At 71.4% G+C, this 23,998-nt stretch carries 20 protein-coding genes and 2 pseudogenes; 8 read left to right on the top strand and 14 right to left on the bottom strand.

The window, feature by feature from the left end; all coding sequences use genetic code 11:
- Window positions 1-17: 17 nt before the first annotated feature.
- The 6 genes from ACO0M4_RS25815 to ACO0M4_RS25790 form a co-directional block, all read right to left on the bottom strand.
- On the bottom strand, window positions 18-1,271 hold the full coding sequence (locus tag ACO0M4_RS25815) for an RNA polymerase sigma factor (protein WP_430373292.1): 1,254 nt from the start codon (window positions 1,269-1,271) through the stop codon (window positions 18-20).
- A gap of 237 nt (window positions 1,272-1,508) precedes the next feature.
- Window positions 1,509-3,425, bottom strand: coding sequence for a DNA primase (gene dnaG, locus ACO0M4_RS25810; protein WP_430373291.1), 1,917 nt, complete (start codon window positions 3,423-3,425; stop codon window positions 1,509-1,511).
- A gap of 77 nt (window positions 3,426-3,502) precedes the next feature.
- Window positions 3,503-4,522, bottom strand: coding sequence for a pyridoxal-phosphate dependent enzyme (locus tag ACO0M4_RS25805; protein WP_430373290.1), 1,020 nt, complete (start codon window positions 4,520-4,522; stop codon window positions 3,503-3,505).
- 9 nt (window positions 4,523-4,531) lie between these two features.
- Window positions 4,532-5,794, bottom strand: a complete 1,263-nt coding sequence (locus ACO0M4_RS25800; protein WP_430373289.1) for an NAD(P)/FAD-dependent oxidoreductase — start codon at window positions 5,792-5,794, stop codon at window positions 4,532-4,534.
- Window positions 5,795-6,027: 233 nt separating this feature from the next.
- Window positions 6,028-7,362, bottom strand: a complete 1,335-nt coding sequence (locus tag ACO0M4_RS25795; protein WP_430373288.1) for a deoxyguanosinetriphosphate triphosphohydrolase — start codon at window positions 7,360-7,362, stop codon at window positions 6,028-6,030.
- Complete coding sequence (locus tag ACO0M4_RS25790; protein WP_430373287.1) at window positions 7,359-8,372, bottom strand: sirohydrochlorin chelatase; 1,014 nt, start codon at window positions 8,370-8,372, stop codon at window positions 7,359-7,361. Before ACO0M4_RS25790 ends, ACO0M4_RS25795 begins: the two co-directional genes overlap by 4 nt.
- 161 nt (window positions 8,373-8,533) lie before the next feature.
- Here ACO0M4_RS25790 and ACO0M4_RS25785 point away from each other — a divergent pair, with 161 nt between their 5' ends.
- The gene (locus tag ACO0M4_RS25785) at window positions 8,534-10,687 is read left to right on the top strand and encodes a molybdopterin oxidoreductase family protein (RefSeq protein WP_430373286.1); all 2,154 of its coding nucleotides are present in this window, start codon (window positions 8,534-8,536) and stop codon (window positions 10,685-10,687) included.
- A 19-nt stretch (window positions 10,688-10,706) separates the two neighbouring features.
- Here the strand turns inward: ACO0M4_RS25785 and ACO0M4_RS25780 are convergent, their stop codons facing one another.
- Window positions 10,707-11,717 carry an adenosine deaminase gene (locus tag ACO0M4_RS25780; protein WP_430373285.1) on the bottom strand — a complete coding sequence of 337 codons (1,011 nt, stop codon included), beginning with the start codon at window positions 11,715-11,717 and terminating at the stop codon, window positions 10,707-10,709.
- Window positions 11,718-11,825: 108 nt separating this feature from the next.
- Complete coding sequence (locus ACO0M4_RS25775; RefSeq protein WP_430373284.1) at window positions 11,826-12,281, bottom strand: gamma-glutamylcyclotransferase family protein; 456 nt, start codon at window positions 12,279-12,281, stop codon at window positions 11,826-11,828.
- Between the two features lie 199 nt (window positions 12,282-12,480).
- On the opposite strand from ACO0M4_RS25775, the gene ACO0M4_RS25770 reads away from it, so the two are divergent.
- Window positions 12,481-13,173 carry a SanA/YdcF family protein gene (locus ACO0M4_RS25770; protein WP_430373283.1) on the top strand — a complete coding sequence of 231 codons (693 nt, stop codon included), beginning with the start codon at window positions 12,481-12,483 and terminating at the stop codon, window positions 13,171-13,173.
- A 72-nt stretch (window positions 13,174-13,245) separates the two neighbouring features.
- On the opposite strand, the gene ACO0M4_RS25765 is transcribed toward ACO0M4_RS25770, so the two are convergent.
- Both ACO0M4_RS25765 and cutA read right to left on the bottom strand, forming a co-directional pair.
- Window positions 13,246-14,223, bottom strand: coding sequence for a trypsin-like serine peptidase (locus ACO0M4_RS25765; protein ID WP_430373282.1), 978 nt, complete (start codon window positions 14,221-14,223; stop codon window positions 13,246-13,248).
- A 208-nt stretch (window positions 14,224-14,431) separates the two neighbouring features.
- On the bottom strand, window positions 14,432-14,803 hold the full coding sequence (gene cutA / locus ACO0M4_RS25760; RefSeq protein ID WP_430373281.1) for a divalent-cation tolerance protein CutA: 372 nt from the start codon (window positions 14,801-14,803) through the stop codon (window positions 14,432-14,434).
- A gap of 309 nt (window positions 14,804-15,112) precedes the next feature.
- Between cutA and ACO0M4_RS25755 the strand changes: the two genes are divergently transcribed.
- Window positions 15,113-15,478 carry a cupin gene (locus tag ACO0M4_RS25755; protein WP_430373280.1) on the top strand — a complete coding sequence of 122 codons (366 nt, stop codon included), beginning with the start codon at window positions 15,113-15,115 and terminating at the stop codon, window positions 15,476-15,478.
- 469 nt (window positions 15,479-15,947) lie between these two features.
- Here ACO0M4_RS25755 and ACO0M4_RS25750 read toward each other — a convergent pair whose 3' ends face one another.
- The gene (locus ACO0M4_RS25750; protein WP_430373279.1) at window positions 15,948-16,736 is read right to left on the bottom strand and encodes a sulfite exporter TauE/SafE family protein; all 789 of its coding nucleotides are present in this window, start codon (window positions 16,734-16,736) and stop codon (window positions 15,948-15,950) included.
- A gap of 542 nt (window positions 16,737-17,278) precedes the next feature.
- Here ACO0M4_RS25750 and ACO0M4_RS25745 point away from each other — a divergent pair.
- Window positions 17,279-18,172 (top strand): aldo/keto reductase, encoded by an 894-nt coding sequence (locus ACO0M4_RS25745; RefSeq protein ID WP_430373278.1) that lies wholly within the window; start codon window positions 17,279-17,281, stop codon window positions 18,170-18,172.
- A 125-nt stretch (window positions 18,173-18,297) separates the two neighbouring features.
- Window positions 18,298-18,919: pseudogene (locus ACO0M4_RS25740) on the top strand (IS5/IS1182 family transposase).
- A gap of 31 nt (window positions 18,920-18,950) precedes the next feature.
- On the opposite strand, the gene ACO0M4_RS25735 reads toward ACO0M4_RS25740, so the two are convergent.
- From ACO0M4_RS25735 to pcaD, 3 genes are all read right to left on the bottom strand, one after another.
- Complete coding sequence (locus ACO0M4_RS25735; RefSeq protein WP_067344297.1) at window positions 18,951-19,361, bottom strand: RidA family protein; 411 nt, start codon at window positions 19,359-19,361, stop codon at window positions 18,951-18,953.
- A 281-nt stretch (window positions 19,362-19,642) separates the two neighbouring features.
- Window positions 19,643-19,909, bottom strand: a complete 267-nt coding sequence (locus tag ACO0M4_RS25730; RefSeq protein ID WP_430373277.1) for a hypothetical protein — start codon at window positions 19,907-19,909, stop codon at window positions 19,643-19,645.
- A 323-nt stretch (window positions 19,910-20,232) separates the two neighbouring features.
- Window positions 20,233-21,039, bottom strand: coding sequence for a 3-oxoadipate enol-lactonase (gene pcaD, locus ACO0M4_RS25725; protein WP_430373276.1), 807 nt, complete (start codon window positions 21,037-21,039; stop codon window positions 20,233-20,235).
- A gap of 99 nt (window positions 21,040-21,138) precedes the next feature.
- Between pcaD and ACO0M4_RS25720 the strand changes: the two genes are divergently transcribed.
- From ACO0M4_RS25720 to ACO0M4_RS25710, 3 genes and pseudogenes are all read left to right on the top strand, one after another.
- On the top strand, window positions 21,139-22,086 hold the full coding sequence (locus ACO0M4_RS25720; protein WP_430373275.1) for a LysR family transcriptional regulator: 948 nt from the start codon (window positions 21,139-21,141) through the stop codon (window positions 22,084-22,086).
- 58 nt (window positions 22,087-22,144) lie between these two features.
- Window positions 22,145-22,783: pseudogene (locus tag ACO0M4_RS25715) on the top strand (IS701 family transposase); the annotation flags it as partial.
- A 734-nt stretch (window positions 22,784-23,517) separates the two neighbouring features.
- Complete coding sequence (locus ACO0M4_RS25710; protein WP_430373274.1) at window positions 23,518-23,976, top strand: hypothetical protein; 459 nt, start codon at window positions 23,518-23,520, stop codon at window positions 23,974-23,976.
- The last annotated feature ends 22 nt before the right edge of the window (window positions 23,977-23,998 follow it).

Raw genomic sequence — 23,998 nt, 5'->3', positions numbered from 1 at the left:
CGGTGGGCCGGGGGTTTTCAGTCGAGGTAGCCGTGGAGCTGGTCGGCGAAGGCGTGGTCGCGGAGTTTGCCGAGGGTTTTGGACTCTATCTGGCGGATGCGTTCGCGGGTGACGCCGAAGATCCGGCCGATCTCCTCCAGGGTGCGGGGGCGGCCGTCGGCGAGGCCGTAGCGGAGTTGGACGACCTTGCGTTCGCGTTCGGCGAGGGTGGAGAGGACCGCGTCGAGGTGTTCGCGGAGCAGTAGGAACGCGGCGGACTCCACGGGTGAGGCGGCGTCGCCGTCCTCGATGAGGTCGCCGAGGGCGACGTCGTCCTCCTCGCCTACGGGGGCGTGGAGGGAGACTGGTTCCTGGGCGAGTCGTAGGACGTCGGTGACGCGTTCGGGGGTGAGGCCGAGGTGGGCGGCGACCTCCTCGGGGGTGGGTTCGTAGCCGCGTTCTTGGAGCATGCGGCGTTGGACCCGGACGACGCGGTTGATGAGTTCGACGACGTGGACGGGGACGCGGATGGTGCGGGCCTGGTCGGCGAGGGCGCGGGACATGGCCTGGCGGATCCACCAGGTCGCGTAGGTGGAGAACTTGTAGCCGCGGGCGTAGTCGAACTTCTCGACGGCGCGGATCAGGCCGAGGTTGCCCTCCTGGACGAGGTCGAGCATGGTCAGGCCGCGGCCGACGTAGCGTTTGGCGACGGAGACCACCAGGCGCAGGTTGGATTCGATCAGGCGGCGTTTGGCGATCCGGCCGCGGACGACCAACGTGTCGAGTTCGTGGGCGAGTTGGGAGTCGAGGTCGGGGGTGCGGGTGAGTTTCTCCTCGGCGAAGAGTCCGGCTTCGACGCGGCGGGCCAGGTCGACTTCCTCGGCTGCGGTGAGCAGCGGGATCCGGCCGATCTCGCGGAGGTACTGGCGGAAGAGGTCGGAGGAGGGGCTGCTGGTGTCGGCGCGGGGTGCGGGGTCCGTGGTGTCGGCGTGCTCGGGGGTGTCCGTGGTGTCGGCGGCATCCGTGGTGTTGGGGGTGTCTGTGGTGGTTGGTGGGTCGGGGGGTTCGGGGGGCTCCGGGGTGAGGAGTTCGGCGGCGGGGGGTTCGGCTTGCTGCGGCACCGTGACCGGGGCGGTGCGCAGGCCGGTATCGGGTGGGGCGGCCGGTGCGCCATCGGCAGGTGCGGCGGGGAGGGTCCGGGTCTGCACGGGGGCGACCTCCAGGTGATCGCGGCTGGGGCGGCACGAGGTCCGGGGCGGAGCGGCCGAGCCGCCGGGTCCGCCCCACGTCACGAGCGGCTGCGCGGGGGCTCACGGCCCGTACGGCGGCGCGTGGGGCCGGATGTGCCGCGCTCCGGGGACTTGCGGCACCGCTCCTCAGTGTGGAGTACGACACATGTCCGCCACGAGGGGCGTGCGGGCACTTTCTGAGTCCGGTCCGTGACCGAATGGCTACCGGGAGGTGCCGGCGGAGGGCGGCGGGGTTCCTGGGGCGGGTGGGGCCGGGGCACCCCTGAGGCCGGCGGCGTCCTAGAGGGCGGCGGCGCCGCGTTCGCGGAGGGACTGGCCGTACTGCTGGAGGACCCAGAGTTCGTTCTGGACGGCGGTGAGTTGTTGGGGGTCGGCGCGTGGGTCCAGGCGCTGGAGGGTGCCGCGGATCTCCGTGACGCGTTGGTTGACGGCGGCGAGGCGGACGGTGACCAACTGGACGCCGGCGTACGACTCGTCGGGGTCGCGGCGGGTGTGCAGTGGTTCGACGGCCAGTTCGGTGACCATGGCGCGGACGGTGTCGTCGGGGGCGGCGTCGCGCACCCGGGCGAGGTAGTCGCCGTCGGTGGATCCGGCGGTGGCGCCGCCGGCCTCCTCGATGCACTGTCGGACGACGGCGTACGGGGGTGCGGTGAACTCGTCGGCACCGTAGGCGTCGAAGGTCGGGGAGACGAGGTCGGGGCGTTGCAGGGCGAGTTTGAGGAGTTCTCGCTCGACGCGGTGGGCGGGGCTGCGGAGGTTGAGGGCGGGGCCGCCGGTGCCGGGTGCGGGGCGCTGTGGCTCGGCGGAGGGGGGTGTGTCGCGGCGCTGCGGGCGGCCTTGGCCGGGGCCGGCGTCGCGGCCGCGGTCGCGGGCCCAGCGGGCGAGCTGGGAGACCCGGCGGACGACGAACTGGGTGTCCAGGATGCCGAGGATGCCGGCCAGCTGGACGGCGGATTCGTGCTGGATGGCGCTGTTCTTGATGCGGGCGACGATGGGGGCGGCCTCGTCGAGGGCGGCGGCGCGGCCGACCGGGGTGTCGAGGTTGTGCCGGGAGACGACGTGGCGGAGGGCGAATTCGAAGAGCGGGGTGCGGGACTCGACGAGGTCGGCGACGGCCTGGTCGCCCTTGGCGAGTCGTAGGTCGCAGGGGTCCATGCCGCCGGGGGTGATGGCGATGGAGGTTTCGGCGGCGAACTTCTGGTCGTCCTCGAAGGCGCGCAGGGCGGCCTTCTGGCCGGCGGCGTCGCCGTCGAAGGTGAAGACGACCTCGGAGCCGGAGTTGTCCATCAGCAGCCGGCGGAGGATCTTGATGTGGCCCTCGCCGAAGGCGGTGCCGCAGGTGGCGATGGCGGTGGTGATCCCGGCGAGGTGGCAGGCCATGACGTCGGTGTAGCCCTCGACGACCACCGCGCGGCTGGTCTTGGCGATCTCCTTCTTGGCGAGGTCGATGCCGTAGAGGACCTGGGACTTGCGGTAGAGGGGGGTCTCGGGGGTGTTGAGGTATTTGGGGCCGTTGTCGTCGTCGCGGAGCTTGCGGGCGCCGAAGCCGACGACCTCGCCGGCGATGTCGCGGATGGGCCACATCAGGCGGCCGCGGAAGCGGTCGATGGGGCCGCGGCGGCCCTCCTGGGAGAGGCCGGAGAGGATCAGTTCCTGGTCGGTGAAGCCGCGGCCGCGCAGGAAGCGGGTGAGGTGGTCCCAGCCGGCGGGGCTGTAGCCGACGCTGAAGTGCCCGGCGGCGTCCTGGTCGAAGCCGCGCTCGGCGAGGAACCGGCGGGCGATCTCCGCCTCGGGGCTGTCGAGCTGGTCGGTGTAGTACTGGGCGGCGGCCTTGTGGGCCTCGACGAGGCGGGTGCGCTCGCCCTGCTGGCGGCCGGGGGTGTAGCCGCCCTCTTCGTAGCGGAGGGTGATGCCGGCCTGGGCGGCGAGGCGTTCGATGGTCTCGGCGAAGGAGAGGTGGTCGATCTTCATGACGAAGTCGACGGTGTCGCCGCCCTCCTGGCAGCCGAAGCAGTGGTAGAGCCCCTTGGCGGGGCTCACGTGGAAGGACGGGGACTTCTCGTCGTGGAACGGGCACAGGCCCTTGAGGTTGCCACCGCCGGCGTTGCGGAGCTGGAGGTACTCGGACACGACGGCGTCGATCGGGACCGCGTCCCGTACCGCCTTCACATCGTCATCGTTGATCCTGCCTGCCACGGGTGAATTCTACGGTGGGGGTGCGACAGTTCCCGGCGGGTGCGTCCGCCGGGGTCGGCCGGGGCGGTGGGGCGGGGTCAGCCGAGCAGTTCGTGGAAGCGGTCCAGGCCGATGTTGCCGCCGGAGATGATCACGCCGGTGCGGGCCGGGGGGTGGTCCAGGTGGCCGGTGAGCAGGGCGGCGAGGGCGCTGGCGCCGCTGGGTTCGATGACGATCTTGAGTCGTTCGAAGGCGAAGGCCATGGCGGCGCGGATCTCGTCGTCGGTGACCAGGACCACGGAGTCGACCAGCCGTCGGTTGATCGCGAAGGTCAGTTCGCCGGGGGTCTCGACGGCCTGGCCGTCGGCGATGGTGCGGGGTACGGGGACGGCGACGCGGTGGCCGGCGGCCAGGGAGCGGCGGGTGTCGTCGCCGGCCGCCGGCTCGACGCCGATCATGCGGATGCCGGGGTTCAGGGCGGTGGCGGCGGTGGCGGCGCCGGCCATCAGTCCGCCGCCGCCGATGGGCACCAGGAGGGCGTCGAGCGGGCCGGTCTCCTCGATGAGTTCCAGGGCGGTGGTGCCCTGGCCGGCGATGACGTGCGGGTGGTCGTACGGGGGGATCAGGGTCAGGCCCTGTTCCTGGGCGATCCGGCCGCTGATGGCCGCGCGGTCCTCGGTGAAGCGGTCGTAGGTGACGATCTCGGCGCCGTAGCCGGCGGTGGCGTCCTTTTTGGAGCGCGGGGTGTCGGTGGGCATCACGATGACGGCGCGGGTGCCGCGTTCCCGGGCGGCGAGGGCGACGGCCTGGGCGTGGTTGCCGGAGGAGTGGGCGACGACGCCGCGGGCGAGTTGTTCGGGGGTGAGGTGGGAGAGGGCGTGGTAGGCGCCGCGGAATTTGAAGGCGCCGACCCGCTGGAAGTTCTCGCACTTGAGGAACGCCTGGGTGCCGGTGCGCGCGTCGAGGGTGCGGGAGCGCAGCACCGGGGTGTGGTGGGCCACGCCGGACAGCCGGCGGGCGGCGTCCCGGACGTCGTCGAGGGTGACGGCCGGGGCGCCGGTTCCGCCGGGGACGGCGCTGCCGGTGGAGCTGGTGGGGCTCGTGGGGCCAGGGCTCATACCGGCACGTTACGTGAGCAGGGAGGCCAGGGGAATGGTGGGATCGGCCAGTCGCTCGGGGTCCAACGGGGCGCCGGAGAGGATCAGTTGCTGGATGTGCTCGGTGACGTCCCAGACGTTGACGTTCATGCCGGCCAGGACCCGTCCCTCCCTGAGCCAGAAGGCGATGAACTCCCGTTTGCCGACGTCGCCGCGGCAGATGACCTGGTCGTAGGAGCCGGGCGGGGCGTAGCCGGAGTACTCCATGCCGAGGTCGTACTGGTCGGAGAAGAAGTACGGGATGCGGTCGTAGCTGATGTCTTGGCCGAGCATGGCGCGGGCGGCGGCGGGGCCGCCGTGGAGGGCGTTGGCCCAGTGCTCGACGCGCAGCCGGGTGTCGAGCAGGGGGTGGTCGGCGGCGGCCACGTCGCCGGCGGCGTGGATGTACGGGTCGGAGGTGCGCAGTGCGGCGTCGACGGCGATGCCGCCGCCGTCGGCGCGGTCGACGACGTCGAGGCCGGCCTGTTCGGCGAGGGCGGTGCGGGGGGCGGCGCCGATGGCGGCGAGCACGTCGTGGGCGGGGTGTTCCTCGCCGTCGTCGGTGCGGACCGACACCACCATGCCGTCCTGGCCGACGATCTCGGTGAGGCGGGCGCCGAAGTGGAAGCGGACGCCGTGTTCGCTGTGGAGGTCGGTGAAGAGGGCGCCGAGTTCGGGGCCGAGGATGCCGTGCAGGGGGGTCGGTCCGGGCCCGATGATGGTGACCTCGGCGCCGTAGGAGCGGGCCGCGGCGGCGACTTCGAGGCCGATCCAGCCGGCGCCGGCGATGACCAGGTGGCCGTTCTCGCGCCCCAGGGAGGCCAGGACGCCGCGTAGGCGTTCGGCGTGGGCGAGGCGGCGGAGGTGGTGCACGCCGGCCAGGCCGGTGCCGGGGATGTCCAGGCGGCGGGGTTCGGCGCCGGTGGCCAGCAGCAGCTTGTCGTAGGCGATGAGGGTGCCGTCGCCCAGGCGGACGGTGCGGCCGGCGGGGTCCAGGTGGACGGCGGGCTGGCCTAGGTGGAGCTCGATCCGGGCCTGGGCGTAGAAGGCGGGTTCGTGGACGAAGACGCTGTCCCGGTCTTCCTTGCCGAGCAGGTACCCCTTGGAGAGCGGGGGGCGCTCGTAGGGGTGGTCGCGTTCGTCGCAGATGAGGATCACCCGGCCGGTGAACCCTTCCGCGCGGAGCGTCTCCGCGGCCTTCGCTCCGGCCAGGCCACCCCCGACGATGACGAACGTCTGGTGCGTGTCGACCACTTGCTTCCTCCTCGTTGCGGTGCCGTACGTCCGCGTCCGCGTCCGTGAGCGCCCCCGTTGGATCCCCCGTTGCTGCCCCGTTTCCGGTGCCCCCCGTTTCCTCCTCGTTGTTCTCGTTCCCTTGATGTGTTCGATGGTTTTCGGGTTCCCGTGCGTCCGTGCGGGGACGAGCGTCCCGCACGGAGCGTGAGGGGGGAAGAGGGGCCTCCCCCCAAGGGTCACCCAGGGTTGCCCTAACGGTTACCAGGGGGACGTGTGAGGCGGGCGTGAAGAGTACGTGCCGAGGCGTCGGTGAGCGCGGCGATCTGGTCGATAACGGCCCGCATGCGGGCGGTGTCGTCGGGGGCCGTGTCGAACAGTGAACGGAACTGCGGGTCAAGGCCGTCGGGGGCGCGGGCGAGCAGGGCCTCGGCGAGTTCGGCGATCACCACGCGCTGGTCGGCGCGGAGTGCTTCCTGGTCGGGGCGCTGTATGACGTAGCGGTCGGCGACGGCCTTGAGAACGGCGCATTCCAGCCGGGTTTCGGCCGGAACCACCAGCTCCGCCGTGTAGCGGGTGAGCCGCCCGTTCCCGTGGCCGGCCCGGGTGGCGCCCTCGGCGGCCAGGCAGAACCGGCCGATCAGCTGGCTGGTGGCGTCCTTGAGGCGGGCCTGGGCGAGCGCCGAGCCGTCGTAGCCGTGTGGCCACCACTCCTGCTCCAGGAGGCGGTCCAGTGCGGCGGCCAGCTCCGCCTCGCCGGCGCCGGGGGCGTAGCGTGCCGCGGCGACCGCGAAGATCTCGGCGCGTTCGGGGTCGGCGAGCAGGACGTTGGGGTCGAGGTGGCCGGCGTGCAGCCCGTCCTCGACGTCGTGGACCGAGTAGGCGACGTCGTCGGACCAGTCCATGACCTGTGCCTCGAAGCTGCGCCGGGCGGGCGGGGCGCCCTGCCGGAACCACGTGAAGACCGGCTGGTCGTCGGCGTAGACGCCGAATTTCGGGGCGGTGGGCCCGTCGGGGTGGGCGCCGCGCGGCCAGGGGTATTTGGTGGCGGCGTCCAGGGTGGCGCGGGTGAGGTTGAGTCCGACGCTGACCGGGGCGCCGTCCGGGGACGGTACGAACCGTTTGGGTTCCAGACGGGCCAGTAGGCGCAGCGACTGGGCGTTGCCCTCGAAGCCGCCGCAGGGTGCGGCGACCTCGTTGAGGGCCTGTTCGCCGTTGTGTCCGAAGGGCGGGTGGCCGAGGTCGTGCGCCAGGCAGGCGACCTCGACGAGATCGGGGTCGCAGCCGAGGGCGGCGCCTAGTTCACGGCCCACCTGGGCGCACTCCAGGGAGTGGGTGAGCCGGGTGCGTGGGCTGGCGTCCCATGCCTGGGTGGCGCTGCCGGGGGTGACGACCTGGGTCTTGCCGGCGAGCCGGCGCAGTGCGGCGGAGTGCAGGACCCGGGCACGGTCGCGTTGGAAGGCGGTGCGCCCGGGGCGTTTGTCCGGTTCGGGGACCCAGCGTTCGGCGTCCGCCGCGGTGTAGCCGGGGAGCGCCGCGTGCGGGTCCTGGCCGGGGCTGGGAGGGGTTGCCCGTGTTGTGCCCGTCATACCGCGACGGTAGCCGCCCTGATGCCCTCGGTGCCGGATCCGGTACGTGCGGAGAGCGCCTGGTCGTAGCGGTGCAGTACGAGACGGGCCAGCGCGGGGTGGTCGCCCAGGGGTGCGGCGGCGGGCCCGGGGGCGAGGGCCGCGCACCGGTCGGCGAAGTGGCCGGGGGCGGCGAAGCAGCCGGCGACGGCGATGTCGTGGGGGTGGTGACCGCGGTCGACCAGTGTGCGGACGGCTTCGGGGACGGTCGGGGACGCGGCGGAGGCGTAGGCGGGCAGGACGGGGACGCCGCCGAGGCGGGTGGAGAGCAGGCGGGCGATGCGGGCGGTGTCCCGGGCGGAGCGGGCGGCGCGGGAGCCGGCGGCGGCCAGGACGACGGCGGGGCGGCCGCCCCGGTGGGGGCCGGTGGGGAACCCGGCTTCCAGGAGCCGGGCGTGCAGCGCCTCCACCAGGAGCGCGTGTGGGCCCAGGGGGGCGGCTATCCGTCCGGTGAGGTGCGGGGCGGCGGCGAGCGCGGCGGGCAGGTCGCGGGTGACGTGATGGCCGTGGCCGAACAGCAGCGGTACGAGGACGACCTCGCCGGCCGGGCCGATCGAGCCGGCCGGGGCGGCCGGGCCGGTCGAGCCGGTCGCGTCGGCCGGGCCGATCGCGTCGCGCAGCTTGGCGAGGGTGTCGGTGAGCAGCGGCCGGTCGAGTTCGAGGTGGCCGAGGTGGACGGGGAGGCCGGGGCGGAGTGCGCGGATCCGGTTGAGGAGGGCCCGCACGGTGGGCGCGGCCCCGGGGTGGCGGCTGCCGTGGGCGACGGCCACCAGGGCGGGGGGCTGTGCCGTGGGGCGGCGGAAGCCGTGCAGGCGGACCGTGTGGAGCCGGCTGCTGAGTTCGGCGGTGATGTCGGAGGCGAGGCCGGCGGCGCCCAGGGGGGCGGGGGGCGGGGTGTACGGGGCGGGGGCTGGTGGGGCGGCGGAGTGGTTCGGTTCCGGGGTGGGGTGGTTCGCTGTCGGCGCCGTCATGGGCCGAGCCTGGCAGGTGGTCGTTGCGGTGCTGTTTCCCGTCGGGGAACTCCGTGTACCGCGGCGGTGCTGCGGGCTTGCCGTCCTGTGGGAGGAGTCCGCCGCGTGCCGGAAACCGGGGCGACCCACCGGCCTAACACGCCCGTTCCACGCTGGCCGGCATGAATGCCGCCGCTACCGCCACGGTCGAGACCCACTGCCCCTACTGCGCCCTCCAATGCGGCATGGGACTGCGGCCCGCCACCGCGTCGGACGGCCCGGCCGATGAGGTCGTGGCGCGGACCGCCTTCCCGGTGAACCGGGGCGCGCTGTGCGGCAAGGGGCGGACCGCGCCCGAACTGCTGGTCCCCGGGGCGCGGTTGGACTCCCCTCTGGTGCGCGATGCGGCGACCGGGGAGTTGGTGCCGGCCGACTGGGACACCGCTTTGGACCGGGTCGCGGACGGGCTGCGGCGGGCCGGTGCGGCGTACGGGCGGGATGCGGTCGGGGTCTTCGGCGGTGGGGGGCTGACCAACGAGAAGGCGTATGCGTTGGGGAAGTTCGCCCGGGTGGTGCTCGGCACGTCGCAGATCGACTACAACGGCCGGTTCTGCATGTCGTCGTCGGCGGCGGCGCAGGGCCGGGCGTTCGGGTTGGGCCAGGGGTTGCCGTTCCCGCTGGCGGATGTGGCGCGTACCGGGTGCGTGCTGCTGGTCGGCTCCAATCTGGCGGAGACCATGCCGCCGGCGCTGCGCTACCTGACCGAGCTGAAGGAGAACGGCGGTCGGTTGATCGTCGTCGATCCGCGCCGGACCCGCACCGCCGAGCGGGCCGATCTGCATCTGGCGCCGCGCCCGGGCACGGACCTGGCGCTGGCGTTGGGGCTGCTGCACCTGGTGGTCGCCGAGGGCCGTACGGACGAGGAGTTCGTCGCCGAACGCACCAGTGGCTGGCCGGCGGCCCGGGCCGCCGCGATGGCGCACTGGCCGGAGCTGGTCGAGCGCCTCACGGGGGTTTCGGTGCCGCAACTCCGGGAGGCCGTCGCGATGTTCTGCGATGCGCCGTCCTCGATGGTGCTGACGGCACGCGGCCCGGAACAACAGGCGAAGGGCACCGACACGGTAGGGGCGTGGATCAACCTGTGCCTGGCCACCGGGCGAGCGGGCCGGGAACTGTCCGGCTACGGCTGCCTGACCGGTCAGGGCAACGGCCAGGGCGGCCGTGAACACGGCCAGAAGGCCGACCAGTTGCCCGGCTACCGACGACTGGACGATCCGGCGGCGCGCCGCCACGTGGCGGGGGTGTGGGGCGTGGACCCGGAGTCGCTTCCCGGGCCGGGCCGCAGCGCGTACGAGTTGCTGGACGCGCTGGGCGGGGAGATCCGGGCGCTGCTGCTGATGGGCTCCAATCCGGTGGTGTCGGCGCCGCACGCCGCCCATGTGGAGGAGCGCGTCCGGGCGCTGGACTTCCTGGTGGTGGCGGACGTGGTGCGGTCCGAGACGGCGGAGCTGGCGGACGTGGTGCTGCCGGTCGCCCAGTGGGCGGAGGAGACGGGGACGACGACCAATCTGGAGGGCCGGGTGCTGTTGCGCCGCCGGGCCGTGGACCCGCCACCCGGGGTCCGTACCGACCTTGAGGTGCTCGGCGGGCTCGCGGCCCGCCTGGGGCACCCGGTGGGTTTCCCGAGCGACCCGCAGGAGGTCTTCGACGAGCTGCGGCGGGCGTCGGCGGGCGGTCCGGCGGACTATTCAGGGATCACCTACGCGCGGATCGCGGCGGAGGACGGGGTGTTCTGGCCGTGTCCCGCGGACCCGACGGAGGCCGTGGCGGGGGCGCAGACGGCCCGCGAGGAGCCGGCCGGGGTTCCGGTCCACCCCGGCACGCCCCGGCTCTTCCTGGACCGGTTCGCGACGCCCGACGGCCGGGCTCGGTTCGTGCCGGTCACGCACCGTCCGGCGGCCGAGGAGACCGACGCCGGGTATCCGGTGGTGTTGACCACGGGCCGGGTGCTGGCCCAGTACCAGTCGGGCGCGCAGACCCGCCGGGTGGCCGCGTTGAACGGCGCCGAGCCCGGCCCCTTCGTCGAACTCCACCCGCGGCTCGCGGACCGGCTGGGCGTCGCCGACGGCGAGCCGGTGGCGGTGGTCTCCCGGCGCGGCCGGGCGGTGGCGCCGGCGCGGGTGAGCCCGGCGATCCGCCCGGACACGGTGTTCATGCCGTTCCACTGGCCGGGCGAGGGTCGGGCCAACACGCTGACCAATCCGGCGCTCGACCCGGTGTCCCGGATGCCGGAGTTCAAGGTGTACGCCGTACGGATCGAGCGGTTGGAGCGGTAGCGGCGCGCGGGCCCGTCGGTCAGCAGGCGTCGAGTTCCTTCAGGTAGGCGGCGCGGGTCTCCTCGTCCAGGAAGGACGCCAGGAAGGAGTTGCGGGCGAGCGTCCGCAGGGTCTCCTCGTCCAGGCCGAGGGCGTCCCGTACGGCGGTGAAGTTGTCGTCGGCGTACCCGCCGAAGTAGGCGGGGTCGTCGGAGTTGATGGTCACCAGCAGCCCGGCGTCCAGCATGGCGGGCAGGGGGTGGTCGGCGAGGTCGTCGACGACCCGTAGCCACACGTTGGAGAGCGGGCACACGGTGAGCGGGATCCGGTCGGCCACCAGGCGGGCGACCAGGCGCTCGTCCTCCATGCAGCGCACCCCGTGGTCGACCCGGTCCACGCCGAGGAGGTCCAGCGCCTCCCAGACGTATGCCGCCGGGCCCTCTTCGCCCGCGTGGGCCACGCACTTGAGGCCGGCTTCCCTGGCCAGCTCGAAGACCTCCTGGAACTTCGACGGCGGGTGGCCGACCTCGGCGGAGTCCAGGCCGACGGCGGTGATCCGGTCCAGGTAGGGGCGGGCCGCCTCGAAGGTCGTCAGGGCCGATTCAGCACTCTCGTCCCGCAGGAAGCACATGATCAGGCGGGTGGTGATGCCGTACGTCTCCGGGGCGGCGTCCAGCGCCCGGGAGAGGCCGTTGACGACCGTGCCGAGGGGGACGCCGCGGGCGGTGTGCGCCTGCGGGTCGAAGAAGATCTCGGCGTGCCGTACGCCCTGCTCCTTGGCGCGGGCCAGATAGGCGTGCGCCAGGTCCGCGAAGTCGTCCTCGGTGCGCAGCACCTCCATCAGCGCGTAGTAGAGGTTCAGGAAGGACTGGAGGTCGGCGAAGGAGTAGGCGCGGCGGAGCTCGTCCTCGGTGGCGTAGGGCAGGGTGACGCCGTTGCGTTCGGCGAGCGTGAAGGCCAGGCCGGGCTCCAGGGTGCCCTCGATGTGGAGGTGCAGTTCGGCCTTGGGGAGGGGGCGGTGGGCGGGGGTGCTCGGGGGATTGGAGGGCACGGGGTCACACCTGTTCTGCTGTGCTGCGGGACGGGGTTCGGGCTCGGGCCGTGCTGAGCGGCGCGCCCGGTACGGGACGAGTCGCCCGTACGGGACGAGTCGTCCAGGCTATCGGGGGGACTTCCGGGCGGCGCGGCCGGTCCAGTGGCCGCCGGCGACGGGGGTGCCGGTGGCCCGTAGGCGGGTGGCGAGCGGTTCGGCCGCCAGGTAGACCCAGGCCCGGACGGTCCGGCCGTCCGGGCAGACCGCCTCGGTGGCCACCCGCTCGTAGAGGTTGCCGGTGCCCGCCGGGGCGCCCGGGGTGTAGCCCTCCAGCAGGTCCAGTGCGGCTCGGACGGCGTCGTAGTCGGCGTCGCGGGGGCTGATCAGCGCGCCGTGCACCACGGCGTCGGCGGGCCCGGCGGTGGCGTACGGGTATCCGGGGCCCTCGTAGAGCAGTGCGCCGGATATCCGGGCCGGTTCCTCGGTGGCGGTGCGGCCGCGCAGGGTGCGGGCGTAGTTGGTCTCGCCGGGGCGCAGCGTTCCGTAGACGAAGAACGGCAGGCGCTCGGCCTGGGTGGTCATCGTGGCCCCTCCACGGGCGGTGCGGTGCGGTGTGGTCGACGGGGGCGTCGCCGACCGTGCGCGACCGGTTGTGACGTTGCCGACGGCGGTCCTCCCAGTGCAACCATGCCAGCCGGCGGCACGTCGCAGCATGCGACATCGATCACGGGGACGGTACCGACGCTGCGGGCGGCGGGCACCGGGGGAACGGGGGCAGGGCATGCGGGGGCTGTGGGGGCGTCTGGGCTGGATACGGCGCGTACGGCTGCCGCGGAGCCGGCGGGGGCAGCGGCGGGCGTTCCAGGTGGTCGTGGCGCTGGCGGTGCTCGCACTGTTGCCGGCGACCTGGCTGAACGCCAGCGCCGGCCCGCGCGTCCGTACGGTCGCCGATGTGCCGGCGGCCCCGGTGGCGGTGGTGTTCGGCGCCGGCCTGTGGAACGGCGAGCCCTCGCCGTACCTCGCCCACCGGCTGGACGCCGCCGTCCGCCTCTATCAGGACGGCAGGGTCCGCGCCGTCCTGGTCACCGGCGACAACAGCCGCCATGACTACGACGAACCGGACGCGATGCGCGGCTATCTGGTGCAACACGGCGTCCCGGACCGCAAGATCGTCAGCGACTTCGCGGGTTTCGACACCTGGGACTCCTGCACGCGCGCACACCGCATCTTCGGCGTGGACCGGGCGGTGCTGGTCAGCCAGGGCTTCCACATCCGGCGGGCGCTGGCACTGTGCACGGCGGCCGGGATCGACGCGTACGGGGTCGGGGTCGCCGCGAACCACGACGTGACCTGGGCGTACGGCGGGGTGCGGGAGATCTTCGCGGCCGGCAAGGCGACCGCGGAGGCGGTGCTGCGCCCCGATCCGCACTTCCTCGGCCCCAAGGAGAAGGGCCTGACGGCGGCGCTCCGTTAGCGCGCCGCTCCCGGCCCTCCCCTTGGAGGCGGGACCGCCGGGGCCTGTCCGGTGGATCAGGATCGGACAGGGCTAGGACCTGTCCGACCCCGATCCACCGGACGGGCCCTGGTCGCTCTCCTCCTGGCCCTGGGGCTCCTGGGCCTTGGTGGCGCGGTCGTAGAGGCTGAAGATCTCTTTGCCGAAGTACGGGCTGTAGGAGGTGCGGTCGCTGTGCGGGCCCTGGGGGCCGCCGCCGTTGACGCCGCCGATGACGCCGATGACCCGGCCCGTTTGGGTGTGCGGGTCGTAGCCAGTCAACCAGGGGCTGCCGGAGGTGCCGCCGTAGAACCCGTTGCACTCCATGCGGAGTTGGCGGGTCCCCGCCAACTGCCCGGTGGTGGCGTCGCAGCGCACGGCCCGGTCCTCCGGGTCACTGTGGACGCTGGGGTAGCCGATGACGCTGACCTGGTTGCGGTAACTGGGCGTCGTGGTCAGGACGTTGCCGCCGGTGACCTCCTCGATGCGCCGACCGGAGTCGTCCGGGGCGACGGTGGCGAAGGCGAAGTCGAGGTCGGCGCCGCCACCCGTGGTACCGCGGTCGGAGTACGCGTAGGTGTCCTCGATGGCCCACACCCCGTAGGGCTGGGATTCCTGCCCGGACTGGTACTGGGGGACGAACGCGGCGCGGGCCCCCGGGTTGCAATGCCCGGCGGTGAGGATCAGGTTGCCGCGCGGGCTGTGCACCACGCTGGCGGTGCAGTGGTGCTCGCGGGCCTCCCCGTCGACGGAGAACAGCACGCCGACGGACGGGATCCCGTCGAAGTGCTCGGCGGTCGGCGCCGTTTGGGAGGACGCGGCGGGCTTCCCGGTGCCGCGTTCGGGCGGGGCCGCCGCGGCCATCCGCCGCGGGGTCCAGAATGCCTTGGCGTCCTTGCTGGTCCAGGTGGCGCGGGGGCGGGACTGGTGGCTGAAGGTGGACTGGGTGCCGTGGGCACCGGGGTCCTTGTCGGCCGCGTGGCTCACCGGGGAGGCGGCGAGGCCGAAGGCCATACCCAGGGCGAGGGTCACCGCCCTCCCCCGCCGGCGCAACCGACCGTCGGCCGCCCTCTGACCGTCGCTTCCGCTCCGCGCGTCGGCCGTACTCGGCGCGTCAGCCGTGCTCGGCACGTCAACGCCCCTTTGCGCACCAGCCGTCCTCGGCAGGTCAGCTGCCCTGCGCACGTCAGCTGCCCTCGACACGTCAGCGGTCCTCCACACGTCAGTTGTCCTCGGCACGTCAGCTCGTCTCCTCTGCGACCCAGGCGAGGTATCCGGCGCCACCGTGGGTGACCGGGGTGGCGATGATCTCCGGGGTCTCGTAGTCGTGCGCGTCGAGGAGGTACGCCTCCAACGCCGCGTAGCGCGCGCTCGCCGTCTTGAACAGCACCTGCCACTCCTGGTTGGTCTCCACGGCGCCGCCCCAACGGAACACCGAGGTCACCGGCGCGCTGATCTGGGCGCACGCCGCGAGTCGGCCCTCGATGGCACCGCGCGCCAGCCGCTCGGCCTTCCGCTCGCTGTCCGTGGTGGTCAGCACGGTCAGGAAGCGCGCCGGGGGCCCGGCCGGGGCAGGGGCTGGGGGTTCGTTCAGGGCGGTGGGGTCGGCCACGGTTACACAGCCTTCGCGGTCGGGGTGGGTGTGGGACTGGTGGGTCGCACGTTTCGGTTCTCCGGCCCGTCGATCTTTCAATCTTTCGATCAAGGGATCGCCTCGCATCGTACGGACCGTGGTGATCAACTGGCGCGCGGCGGGCCGCCCCTTGCCGGCAAGCACCCGGACGTCCCATTGCCTCCGGATTCGCCGCGACCGCCGGGGTACGTCCCGGTTGCGCCGTGCGGGGCGCGGAGAACCATGGAGGGGGGAGCCCTGCCGTCGGCCCCGGCCCGAAAGCCGGTCCGCACCCGAAAGGCGCGCGCCATGGTGAATCTCGAAACCCTCATCCGCGACCAGCTCGACGACGCCAGGGCCTCCGCCCACGGACGCAGCGCGCATCTCTTCGTGCACGACGGGCCACTCCGACAGACCGTGATCGCGCTGCTGGCCGGTACCGCACTCGACGAACACAACGCACCGCCGGCGGCGAGCCTTCAGGTGCTGCGCGGCCGGGTACGGCTGACCGGCCCGGGCGGCGGCCAGGTGCTGACCACCGGTCATGTCGCGGCGGTCCCCCACGCCCGACACGGCCTACAGGCGCTTGAGGACTCCGTGGTGCTGCTGACGGCCGTCACCGAAGTGCGCGAACGGGCCCGGGGCGTCGCGGCGAGTGCGGCGGCCCGGACCTGACGGCAGCGGCAACGGCAACGGCGGCCGGCGCGTACCTGAAAACTCACACCCTTCCCGCACTTCACATTTTTCTGAATGTTCCGTACTCTCGAACCATGTGCCGAATCGCTCTGCCGACTCATGGCCCATGCGCCTGGCGGCGGGCCGGCGTTCGACTTCTTCAGTTCCTTCAGTCGGTTCGCGGTCCGCGCGGCGCGCCTCAACACCGTGATCGTCCGCGCCGGCTCGACGCTCCACCGGGGCGGAGGACCAGCGGACGTCGCCCAACCGCACCCGAGCTGAAGATCGTCGAGGGCTTCAGCACCCTGCCTCGGCACCCTGGAGATACCGGACATCGACCGGCTCCCGCGCACTATCGGGCGCCGGCCCGCCTCACGGCCCTGATATCCGGCGTCCGGGAGATGCCCCGGCTCCACAACTTCCGCTTCTGACGGGCGGGTTGCCCCTCGCCCGCCCCTGCCCCTGCCCCTCAGGCGGCGAACCACTGGTCGTAAGCCAGCTTGCAGAGGAGGACGATGACGACGCAGACGAGCACGCCGCGGACGAAGCCGGCACCTCGCTTGAGGGCCATCCTGGCGCCGACCGCGCCACCGACGAGGTTGAAGAGGGCGAGCAGCGCGCCCAGTTGCCACAGCACCGTGCCCTGGATGGCGAACATCGTCAGCGCGCCGATGTTGGTGCAGACGTTGATGACCTTGGCGGTGGCGGACGAGGTGACCAGGTCCATATGGAGCACGGCGACGAGCGCGACGACGAGGAACGCGCCGGTGCCGGGACCGATCAGGCCGTCGTAGAAGCCGATCCCCAGGCCCGCGATCAACACGGCCGCCAGCACGCGCTGCCGCGAGACGGGGCCCGACGGCGCGGCGGCGGTCCCGAAGGCCGGGCGGAAGAGGATGAAGGCGAGCACACCCAACAACACGGCCATGATCAACGGCCGCAGCACCTCGCTGTTGATCCCGGCCGCGAAGAATGCCCCGCCCAGTGATCCGGCCACCGCGGCGGCACTGATGCGCAGCGCGATACCGACGTCGATCGGCGCTTTGCGGAGGTAAGTGATCGCGGCCGCGGATGTGCCAACGAGGGCTGCGGACTTGTTGGTACCGAGGACGAACGCGGTGGGCACCTGCGGAAGGCCCACCAGCAGCGCCGGGAGCAGCAGCAGCCCGCCGCCACCCACCACCGCGTCGACCCAGCCCGCGGCGAGGGCGGCAAGACAGAGCAGAGCCAGCGTGGACAGCGATATGTCAGGGGGCACCAGGCGATCTTATGAAGGAGTACGGGTGCGGGCCCCCGATTATCGGGAGCGGACCGGTCGATCACACCAAGGGGAGCGGCGATGAGGGGCCATCGGTCAGGCGGGGCGGCATCATGCAGACGGGAGCGCAAAAGGGAGCACGGAAAGGAGCACAGATAGGAGCGCCGAGGGGAGCGCAGAAGGGAGCTTCGAGCGTCCACCCCAGGTGCCTGAACTCCCCGGAGTCTGAGCTCCCGGTGCCTGAGCTCCCGGTGTCTGAGCTCCCGGTGTCTGACGCTCACTTGAGTCCGATCGTCCCGGAGCTTGAATCTCCCCGATGTCCGACCGCCTCGATGTCCAAGTTCTCGATACCTAAGCTGCGGAGCATGGATGCCCAGACGACACCCGACGCCGCCACGGACCCCGAGGCGGCCAGCGAGCCCAGGAAGCCCGCGACAGCCGGGGCCCATGCCGCAACCGGGACACATGCCGCAGCGGGGGTACGTACCGCAACCGAGGCGCACGCAGTAGCCGGGGCACGTGCGGCCGACAGTGTCCGCCCCGTGTTGTCCCTCGGGGGGACGCTGACCGTCGGGCGGCTGGGGTTCGGGACGGGTGGCCTGGTCGGCCCCGGGTACTGGGGGCCGCGGCACGAGGACCCGGAGCGGTTGCTGGCGGTGCTGCGGCGGTCCGTCGATCGCGGCGTCACGCTGATCGACACCGCCGACAACTACGGCCCGGACGTGGCCGAGGAGTTGGTGGCCCGCGCCCTGCACCCGTATCCCGAGGGGCTCGTGATCGCGACGAAGGGCGGGGTCGTCCGCACCGGCCCGAACGTCTGGCACATCGCCGGCCGCCCGGAGCAACTGCGTGCCATGTGCGATGCGAGCCTGCGGCGACTCAGGACGGACACCATCGACCTCTACCAGCTGCACCGGCTGGACCCCGACGTCCCCATGGCGGACCAGTTGGGCACCCTGCTGGAGCTCCAACAGGCCGGAAAGATCCGTCACATCGGCCTGGACAGCATCGGGGCCGCGGAGTTGGCCCGGGCGCGACAGGTGGCCCCCATCGCCTCCGTGCAGAACCGCTACAACCTGATGGACCGCGCCTCCGAGGACGTTCTGAAGCTGTGCGAGCGGACCGGGACAGCGTTCCTACCGTGGTTCCCATTGGGCAACGGGACGCTGACGGGAGGCCGGCCCACAACCCCCGCCGCGGACGCCTTGACCTCGATCGCCACGGCGCATGACGCGACCACCGGACAGATCGCCCTGGCCTGGCTCCTCCACCACTCCCCCGCCCTGCTGCCCACCCCCGGCACCAGCTCCCCCGACCACCTCGACGAGAACCTCGCCGCGGCCCGAATCAACCTCACGGAGGAGGAGTTGGCGCGACTCGACGCGCTGACGGACGGTACGGCCAGTACGGGCGGCACGGGCGGCACGGGCGACTGAGGTGACGACGCGGGCGGCCCTGTGGACGTGGGCGGGCCAACCGGCGCGGATAGACCGGACGGCGCGGACGGCTAGGGAGTGTCCGACGGGTCGGGTAACGGGCTTGCGAGGATCGTTCGCTTGGTGTGGGGCGGGGAGATCTATCAGATACTGAGTGGGCTCGGCTGCGGCCGCACCTTCCGAGGACTGTCGTTCGGAGCGGACGGCACATGGGAGAAAGTCCTGCGGCCGTCCAGAGCAACGCCGACGCGGAGGGCCGGATCGGCTGGAGTGTGGTGAGCGTGGATTCCACGCTGTGCCGTGCCCATCAGCATGCCGCCGGGGCTCTCCATCGCCCGGCCCGGAAACCGGGTCGACACGCTCGCCCTGCAGAGCATCGTCCGGGCGAGGGATCGACCGTTCACGCCGCGGTCTCACGACGAAGATTCACCTGGCGAGCGATGGCGGATGCCGTCCGCTGGCCAACCTGGTCACGCCCGGACAGTGGGGTGACGCGCCGCAGTTGATCCCGGTGCTGGACCGCATCCATGTCCTGCGTCCTGCCGGCGAGCCAACCGCCGGCGGCGCGGCAGCCGGGGCGGTCGCCCCGCTGGTTTCGACCGGGCACTGTATGCCCGCAGGAACGAAGTCGAGCGGACCCTCAACGCTCTCAAGGGCTTCCGCGCCGTGGCGACCAGGTACGACAAGAGAGCGTACGTCTTTCACGGAACGATCACCCTCGCCGCGATCCGGCTGTGGGTTCGTTGATGATCCGCCGCACAGTCCTTAGTCCCTCACTTCACCGGACGAGCCCGATGGCTTCAATCTCGATCATCCACTCGGGGTCGGCGAGTGAGGAGACCTCTACGAACGACTCCGCGAGGTGGGGCTCGTTGGGGAAATGTTCCGCGCGCAGCTTGGCGAAGATGTCCTGCCGTGCGATATCGGTGACGAACACGGTCGCCTTGACCACGTCGGCGAGGCTGGAGCCCGCGTTCGTCAATACCGTCGATAGGTTCGCGAGCGCCTGGCGGGCCTGCGCCTCGAAGTCCCCGGCGCCGACCGTGGCCCCCTGGGCGTCGATCGGGGCCTGGCCCGAGGTGAAGACCAGATTCCCGACGCGGATGCCGAGCGATATGCCGGCCGACTCGTACCAGTCGGGCTCCGCGGAGACGCGTACACGCTCAGCGGCGGGCGGTGTCACGGACATGGTGCTGACACTCCTTCAAAACTGCTTGTGTGTAGCCGAGTGGCGGCAGTCGCCAGCTCGATGGTGATCCATGCAGGACAGCCACGGAATGCCGTGATCCATTCCTGAGGGCCTGTGGGTTCGCTTCTGGGCCAGGTCGAGTGTGAGCGCGCGGTGACGGTTGCCCAATTACGCGAGGGCGCGCCACACCTCGGACATGATTCATCGGACGGGCCCTAGTGCGATGCGCCAGCTCCCGGAGGAGGGCCGCGTCGAGAGCCGGTGCCAGCTCGCACGGTTTCCTACCTCCATACGCGTGCGGTCGCCGTGAGGCAAACCGTCAAGCAGGCGCCGAAGGTGGCGCCCGCGCGCATCACCGAGGTAGGCGTGCTGGCGTTGTCGAGACGGCTGAGCACTCCGGCGCCGAAGGCGCAGAGCGCGGACAACAGGTAGCGGACTGCGTTGAGCTTCTGGCGGTGGCAATAGCCCTCCGGCCGGCCGCCCCGGCTGTCCATCCACGCTGGCGTCGGAAACGCCTGCCGGACCACCGCCCGCTCCGCATCACTCATGTCCGAGCGGCAGCGGGGCTCCCGGCCTGGATGATCAGCCGCGTTCCCGAACCTGTGGGCGAGACAGTCACATCCCGGGGTGGACGAACTGGACTCCGCGGGCGTGATCGCGTACGGATGCGACACAGGGCCTCCTGCTTGCTTTTGCTTCGACAACCGCGAGCTACCAGGAGGCGCTCTCTTCATGCGCGTACGGGCGCCAACTCACCGGATCCAGGCCCCTGTTCGATCAAGAGCGAGCGCCTGATCTGAAGACAACGGCTTGTCAGAGCCTGTTGGTCGGGACAGCGGGAAGGAGCCGTCCAGACACGACGCTGTAGCCGTCAAGACTGTTCTGTGAGGAAGGCCACCACAGCATCCACGAACTCCGCCTGCCCTTCGACGTTCGCCATGTGCACCGTGGGCAGGACGATGAACCGCGCGCCGGGGACGGTCGCGGCGAGCTCCTTCCCGTGGTCGGCGGACGTGACGGTGTCGTGCTCGCCCGCGATGACCAGTGTCGGGTTGGGGATGAGCGTGGCCGTGCGGCGCAGGTCGTAGTCGCGCACCGCAGCCCAGCTCCCGGCCACGCCCTCGCGCTGCGTGGCGAGCAGGGTGTTGCGGAAGCCCTCGACAACCTCGTCGTCGCCTTGCAGCATGCGGGCCGGGAACCAGTTGTGCAGGAACCTCTCCGCGGTGACCTGCATGTCGGGGGCTTCCAGCAGTTCGGCGATCGGTCGATCCCACTGATTCGCCGGGCCGAGGTACGCGGCGGTGTTGGAGAGCACCAGGCGGTCAACGCGCTCCGGAACGTGGATCCCCAACCATTGCGCGACGATTCCGCCCAGAGACAGGCCCAGCACGTGCACCCGCTGCAGGCCCAGGGCATCCAGCAGTTCCACCACGTCGCGCCCCAATCGGTCCAGGGAATACGGGCCGCTCGGGACATCGGAGGCGCCGTGGCCGCGCGCGTCGTAGCGCAGCAGCCGGAAGTGCTCGGTCAGAGCCGACACCTGGCCATCCCACATGTGGAGGTCGGTGCCGATGGAGTTCGAGAGCAGCAGCACCGGCTTGTTCTCGTCACCGTCGAAGCGGTAGGCGATGCGGACGCCATCGCCGGTGGTGATGGCAGTACGGGTCTGAGAAGTCATGTCAGCTCCAGTGATCTAGCGGGTATGCGCTCAGCCTATGAACAGCACCTGCAGAGTTCTATTACAAAGATCAAACGGGCCCTGTAGGTTAGCTGGACAATGTCAAACTTCACGCTCCACGAGTTGCAGTGCTTCAACGCCGTTGTGCTCGACGGCGGCTTCCAGGCCGCCGCCGAGCGGCTGCACCGCTCGCACCCTTCTGTGTTCGCAGCAGTCGCCAAGCTGGAGCGCCAGCTGGGCCTGGACCTGCTGGATCGCTCGGGCTATCGGGTTCAGCTCACTGAGGCGGGGCACGCCTTCCACCGCAAGGTGCGCTTCCTGCTGCACGAGGCCGAGGAGCTGCAGACCTACGCCGCGCAGTTGGCGATGGGCGAAGAGGCCGAACTGCGAGTGGTGCTAGGGGACCTGTGTCCACTCCCACCGGTGTTGGAGATGCTCAGCCGCTTCTTCGCGCAGTGCCCGCAGACACGACTGCACCTGCAGTTCGAGACGGTCACCGGCCCCTGGGAGCGGCTGCTGGAGGACGAAGCCGACCTCATCGTGCACCGCGTCCCCAAAAGCGACGTGCGGATGGAGTGGATCGATCTCGGCCGCGTCGCGCTGGTGCCCGTCGTGGCGCCCGGTTTCCTGCCCTTCCCTCCGGACACCGACATCACACCGCAGCGGATGCAAGCCTTCACCCAATGCGTGGTCCGGGATTCGGCGCGGCATCCGTCGGAACAAGGCCATTTCCTGGTCGAAGGCGCGCCCACGAGCTCCGTTCCGGACCACCTCATGAAGAAGGAGCTGATCTTGCACGGCATGGCGTGGGGACACGTGCCGCGGTTCATGATCGAGACCGAGTTGCGTGACGGAAGCCTGCTTTCCATCGCCGGACGGCACTTTCCCGGTGTGGTCGAGGAACTCTCGGCAGCTCGCCGGCGCGACCGTCCGCACGGGCCAGTCGCCGACCAGCTGTGGGACTTCTTGGCCCGCCATGCACCGGTCCTACGGCCGACGCTAGGCCATGTACCCAAGGCGAAGAAAGCACCGGAACACCACAGGTGACATCGCCGCGATCGCCATTGGGGTGTACCAAGGCCGCTTCTATGCGTCGTCAAGTGGGTTGGAGACGATGGCCGAGCGCCTGGGCGTCGATCACCAGCAGTTGCAGCAGTTGCAGCAGTTCATGACGTCCTCGACCTGGCCGGTCGAGGACGTCCAGGCCCGGCTGGCATGGCGTGCGGTGCGGGTGGTGCGGCCGCAGGTGTGGGTGGTGGACGACACCGGCTTACCCAAGGACGGAACCGCCTCACCGGGAGTAGCCCGGCAGTACTCCGGCACCCTGGGAAAGGTCGGCAACCGCCAGATCGGGGTCAGTCTCCACGCCGCCTCCGACATCGCCTCGTGTCCCCTGTCGTGGCGGCTGTTCCTGCCCGCCTGGTGGGACGGGCCCGATGCGGTGGTCCGCAGGAACAGCTGCCGCATCCCCGTCGGCGAACACCACCGCCCCAAGTGGCGGCTCGCGCTGGAGATGCTCGACGAACTGGCCGGCATCGGTCTGTGGCCTACCGCGCTGGTCGCAGATGCCGGATACGGCGCCAACGCCGACTTCCGCCGTGGACTGGAAGACCGCGGGCTGGGCTACGTCCTGCAGGTCAAAGGCGAGATGACCGCCTACCCCGATGATGCCGAACCACATCAGCCCGCCTACGGCGGTCTCGGTCCCAGGCCACTGCCGCGCTACCGCATCCGCCCGCCGTCACCGCCGCCCACCTCTTCCTGACCGAACAGCGGAGGAAACCAAAAGCCCCTGCCAGGGTCTGACCCTCTACCAGGCCCTGGACCTCCTCCAACACCTCCTGGCCACCTGGCCACCTGGCTACCTGGCTACCTGGCTACCTGGCCAGGCAACTGCCCCACCTGCTACCAACCCACCCCATGGCAGCCCTACGACACCACCTAACAAAGCACCACTAGGGCATCCCGGATGGCGCGGAGGGTGGAGGAGACCCGCCGGCCGACGGGCACGGTCACCGAGTGACGGAGAGGCCGAGAGGCCGAGAGGCCGAGAGAGCAAGGGGGCGAGAGAGCAAGGGGGCGAGGGGACGATGCCCGGCGCGGTTGTCATCTCCATGTAATAGAGGGGGTGTTGGGCGGCCGCTTGCCCCCGCGGATTCGTCAGCCTCGCCCGCGCCCCGGCCGGAGGCCGGTCACCCGTCCCTGGGGTCAGGTCAAGCCGGGATCCGTACCCGAGCCGGCGGCCGGACCCCGAGCCCCGGGGCAGGCTGAACCGGCTCCACACCCAAGCCCCGGGGGCATCCCGAGCCAGGTACCGGACACGCCGCCCGCTCGGTCGACCGCGGTGGCCTCCCCCACGCGATGCGTACCTGGTGTGCTGTCAGTAAAGGCCGCTATGCTTTGGCTTGAACATCTCATGGGGTAGCCATTACGAACACGGGGGACGTTATGGCCGGTGCGGGTGGGTTTCAGACTGATGTGACGGCCCTCAGATCCGAGGGCACCAACTTCGTCAATCTCGGCGAGGACTTCTCGGGCTCGGTGGCGCGGCTGATGGACGGCCTCAGCGCCCTGGGCGCCGGTCCGCCGTCCAGCAGCCAGCAGTCGGAGGGGCCGAAGAAGTCGTTCGGCGAACAGTTCTGGAGCGGGCTCACGTCGTTCGACAGCAAGGACGGCCGTCCGCCGTGGGGAGATGACGACCTCGGCGAGAAGTTCGGCGTCGTCTATGAGGGCGTGCGGGACGGCATGTACGAGTCGATGGGGCACCTTTCCGCGAAGCTCCAGGAGATCGGCAAGGCGCTGACCGAGATGTCCAAGAACCACGAAGAGAACGAGGACTTCAACGACGCGCTGATGAAACAGCACGTCAAGAACGAACAGTCGTGGCAGGACCCGACTCAGCAGGCCACGGTCACCAGGACCCTGAGAGAAGTCTGAAATAAGCCGGGCGGAAACCAAG

This window comes from Streptomyces sp. RGM 3693, assembly GCF_050471125.1.
GTDB lineage: Bacteria > Actinomycetota > Actinomycetes > Streptomycetales > Streptomycetaceae > Streptomyces.
This window is presented reverse-complemented; position numbering and strand designations above follow the sequence as displayed.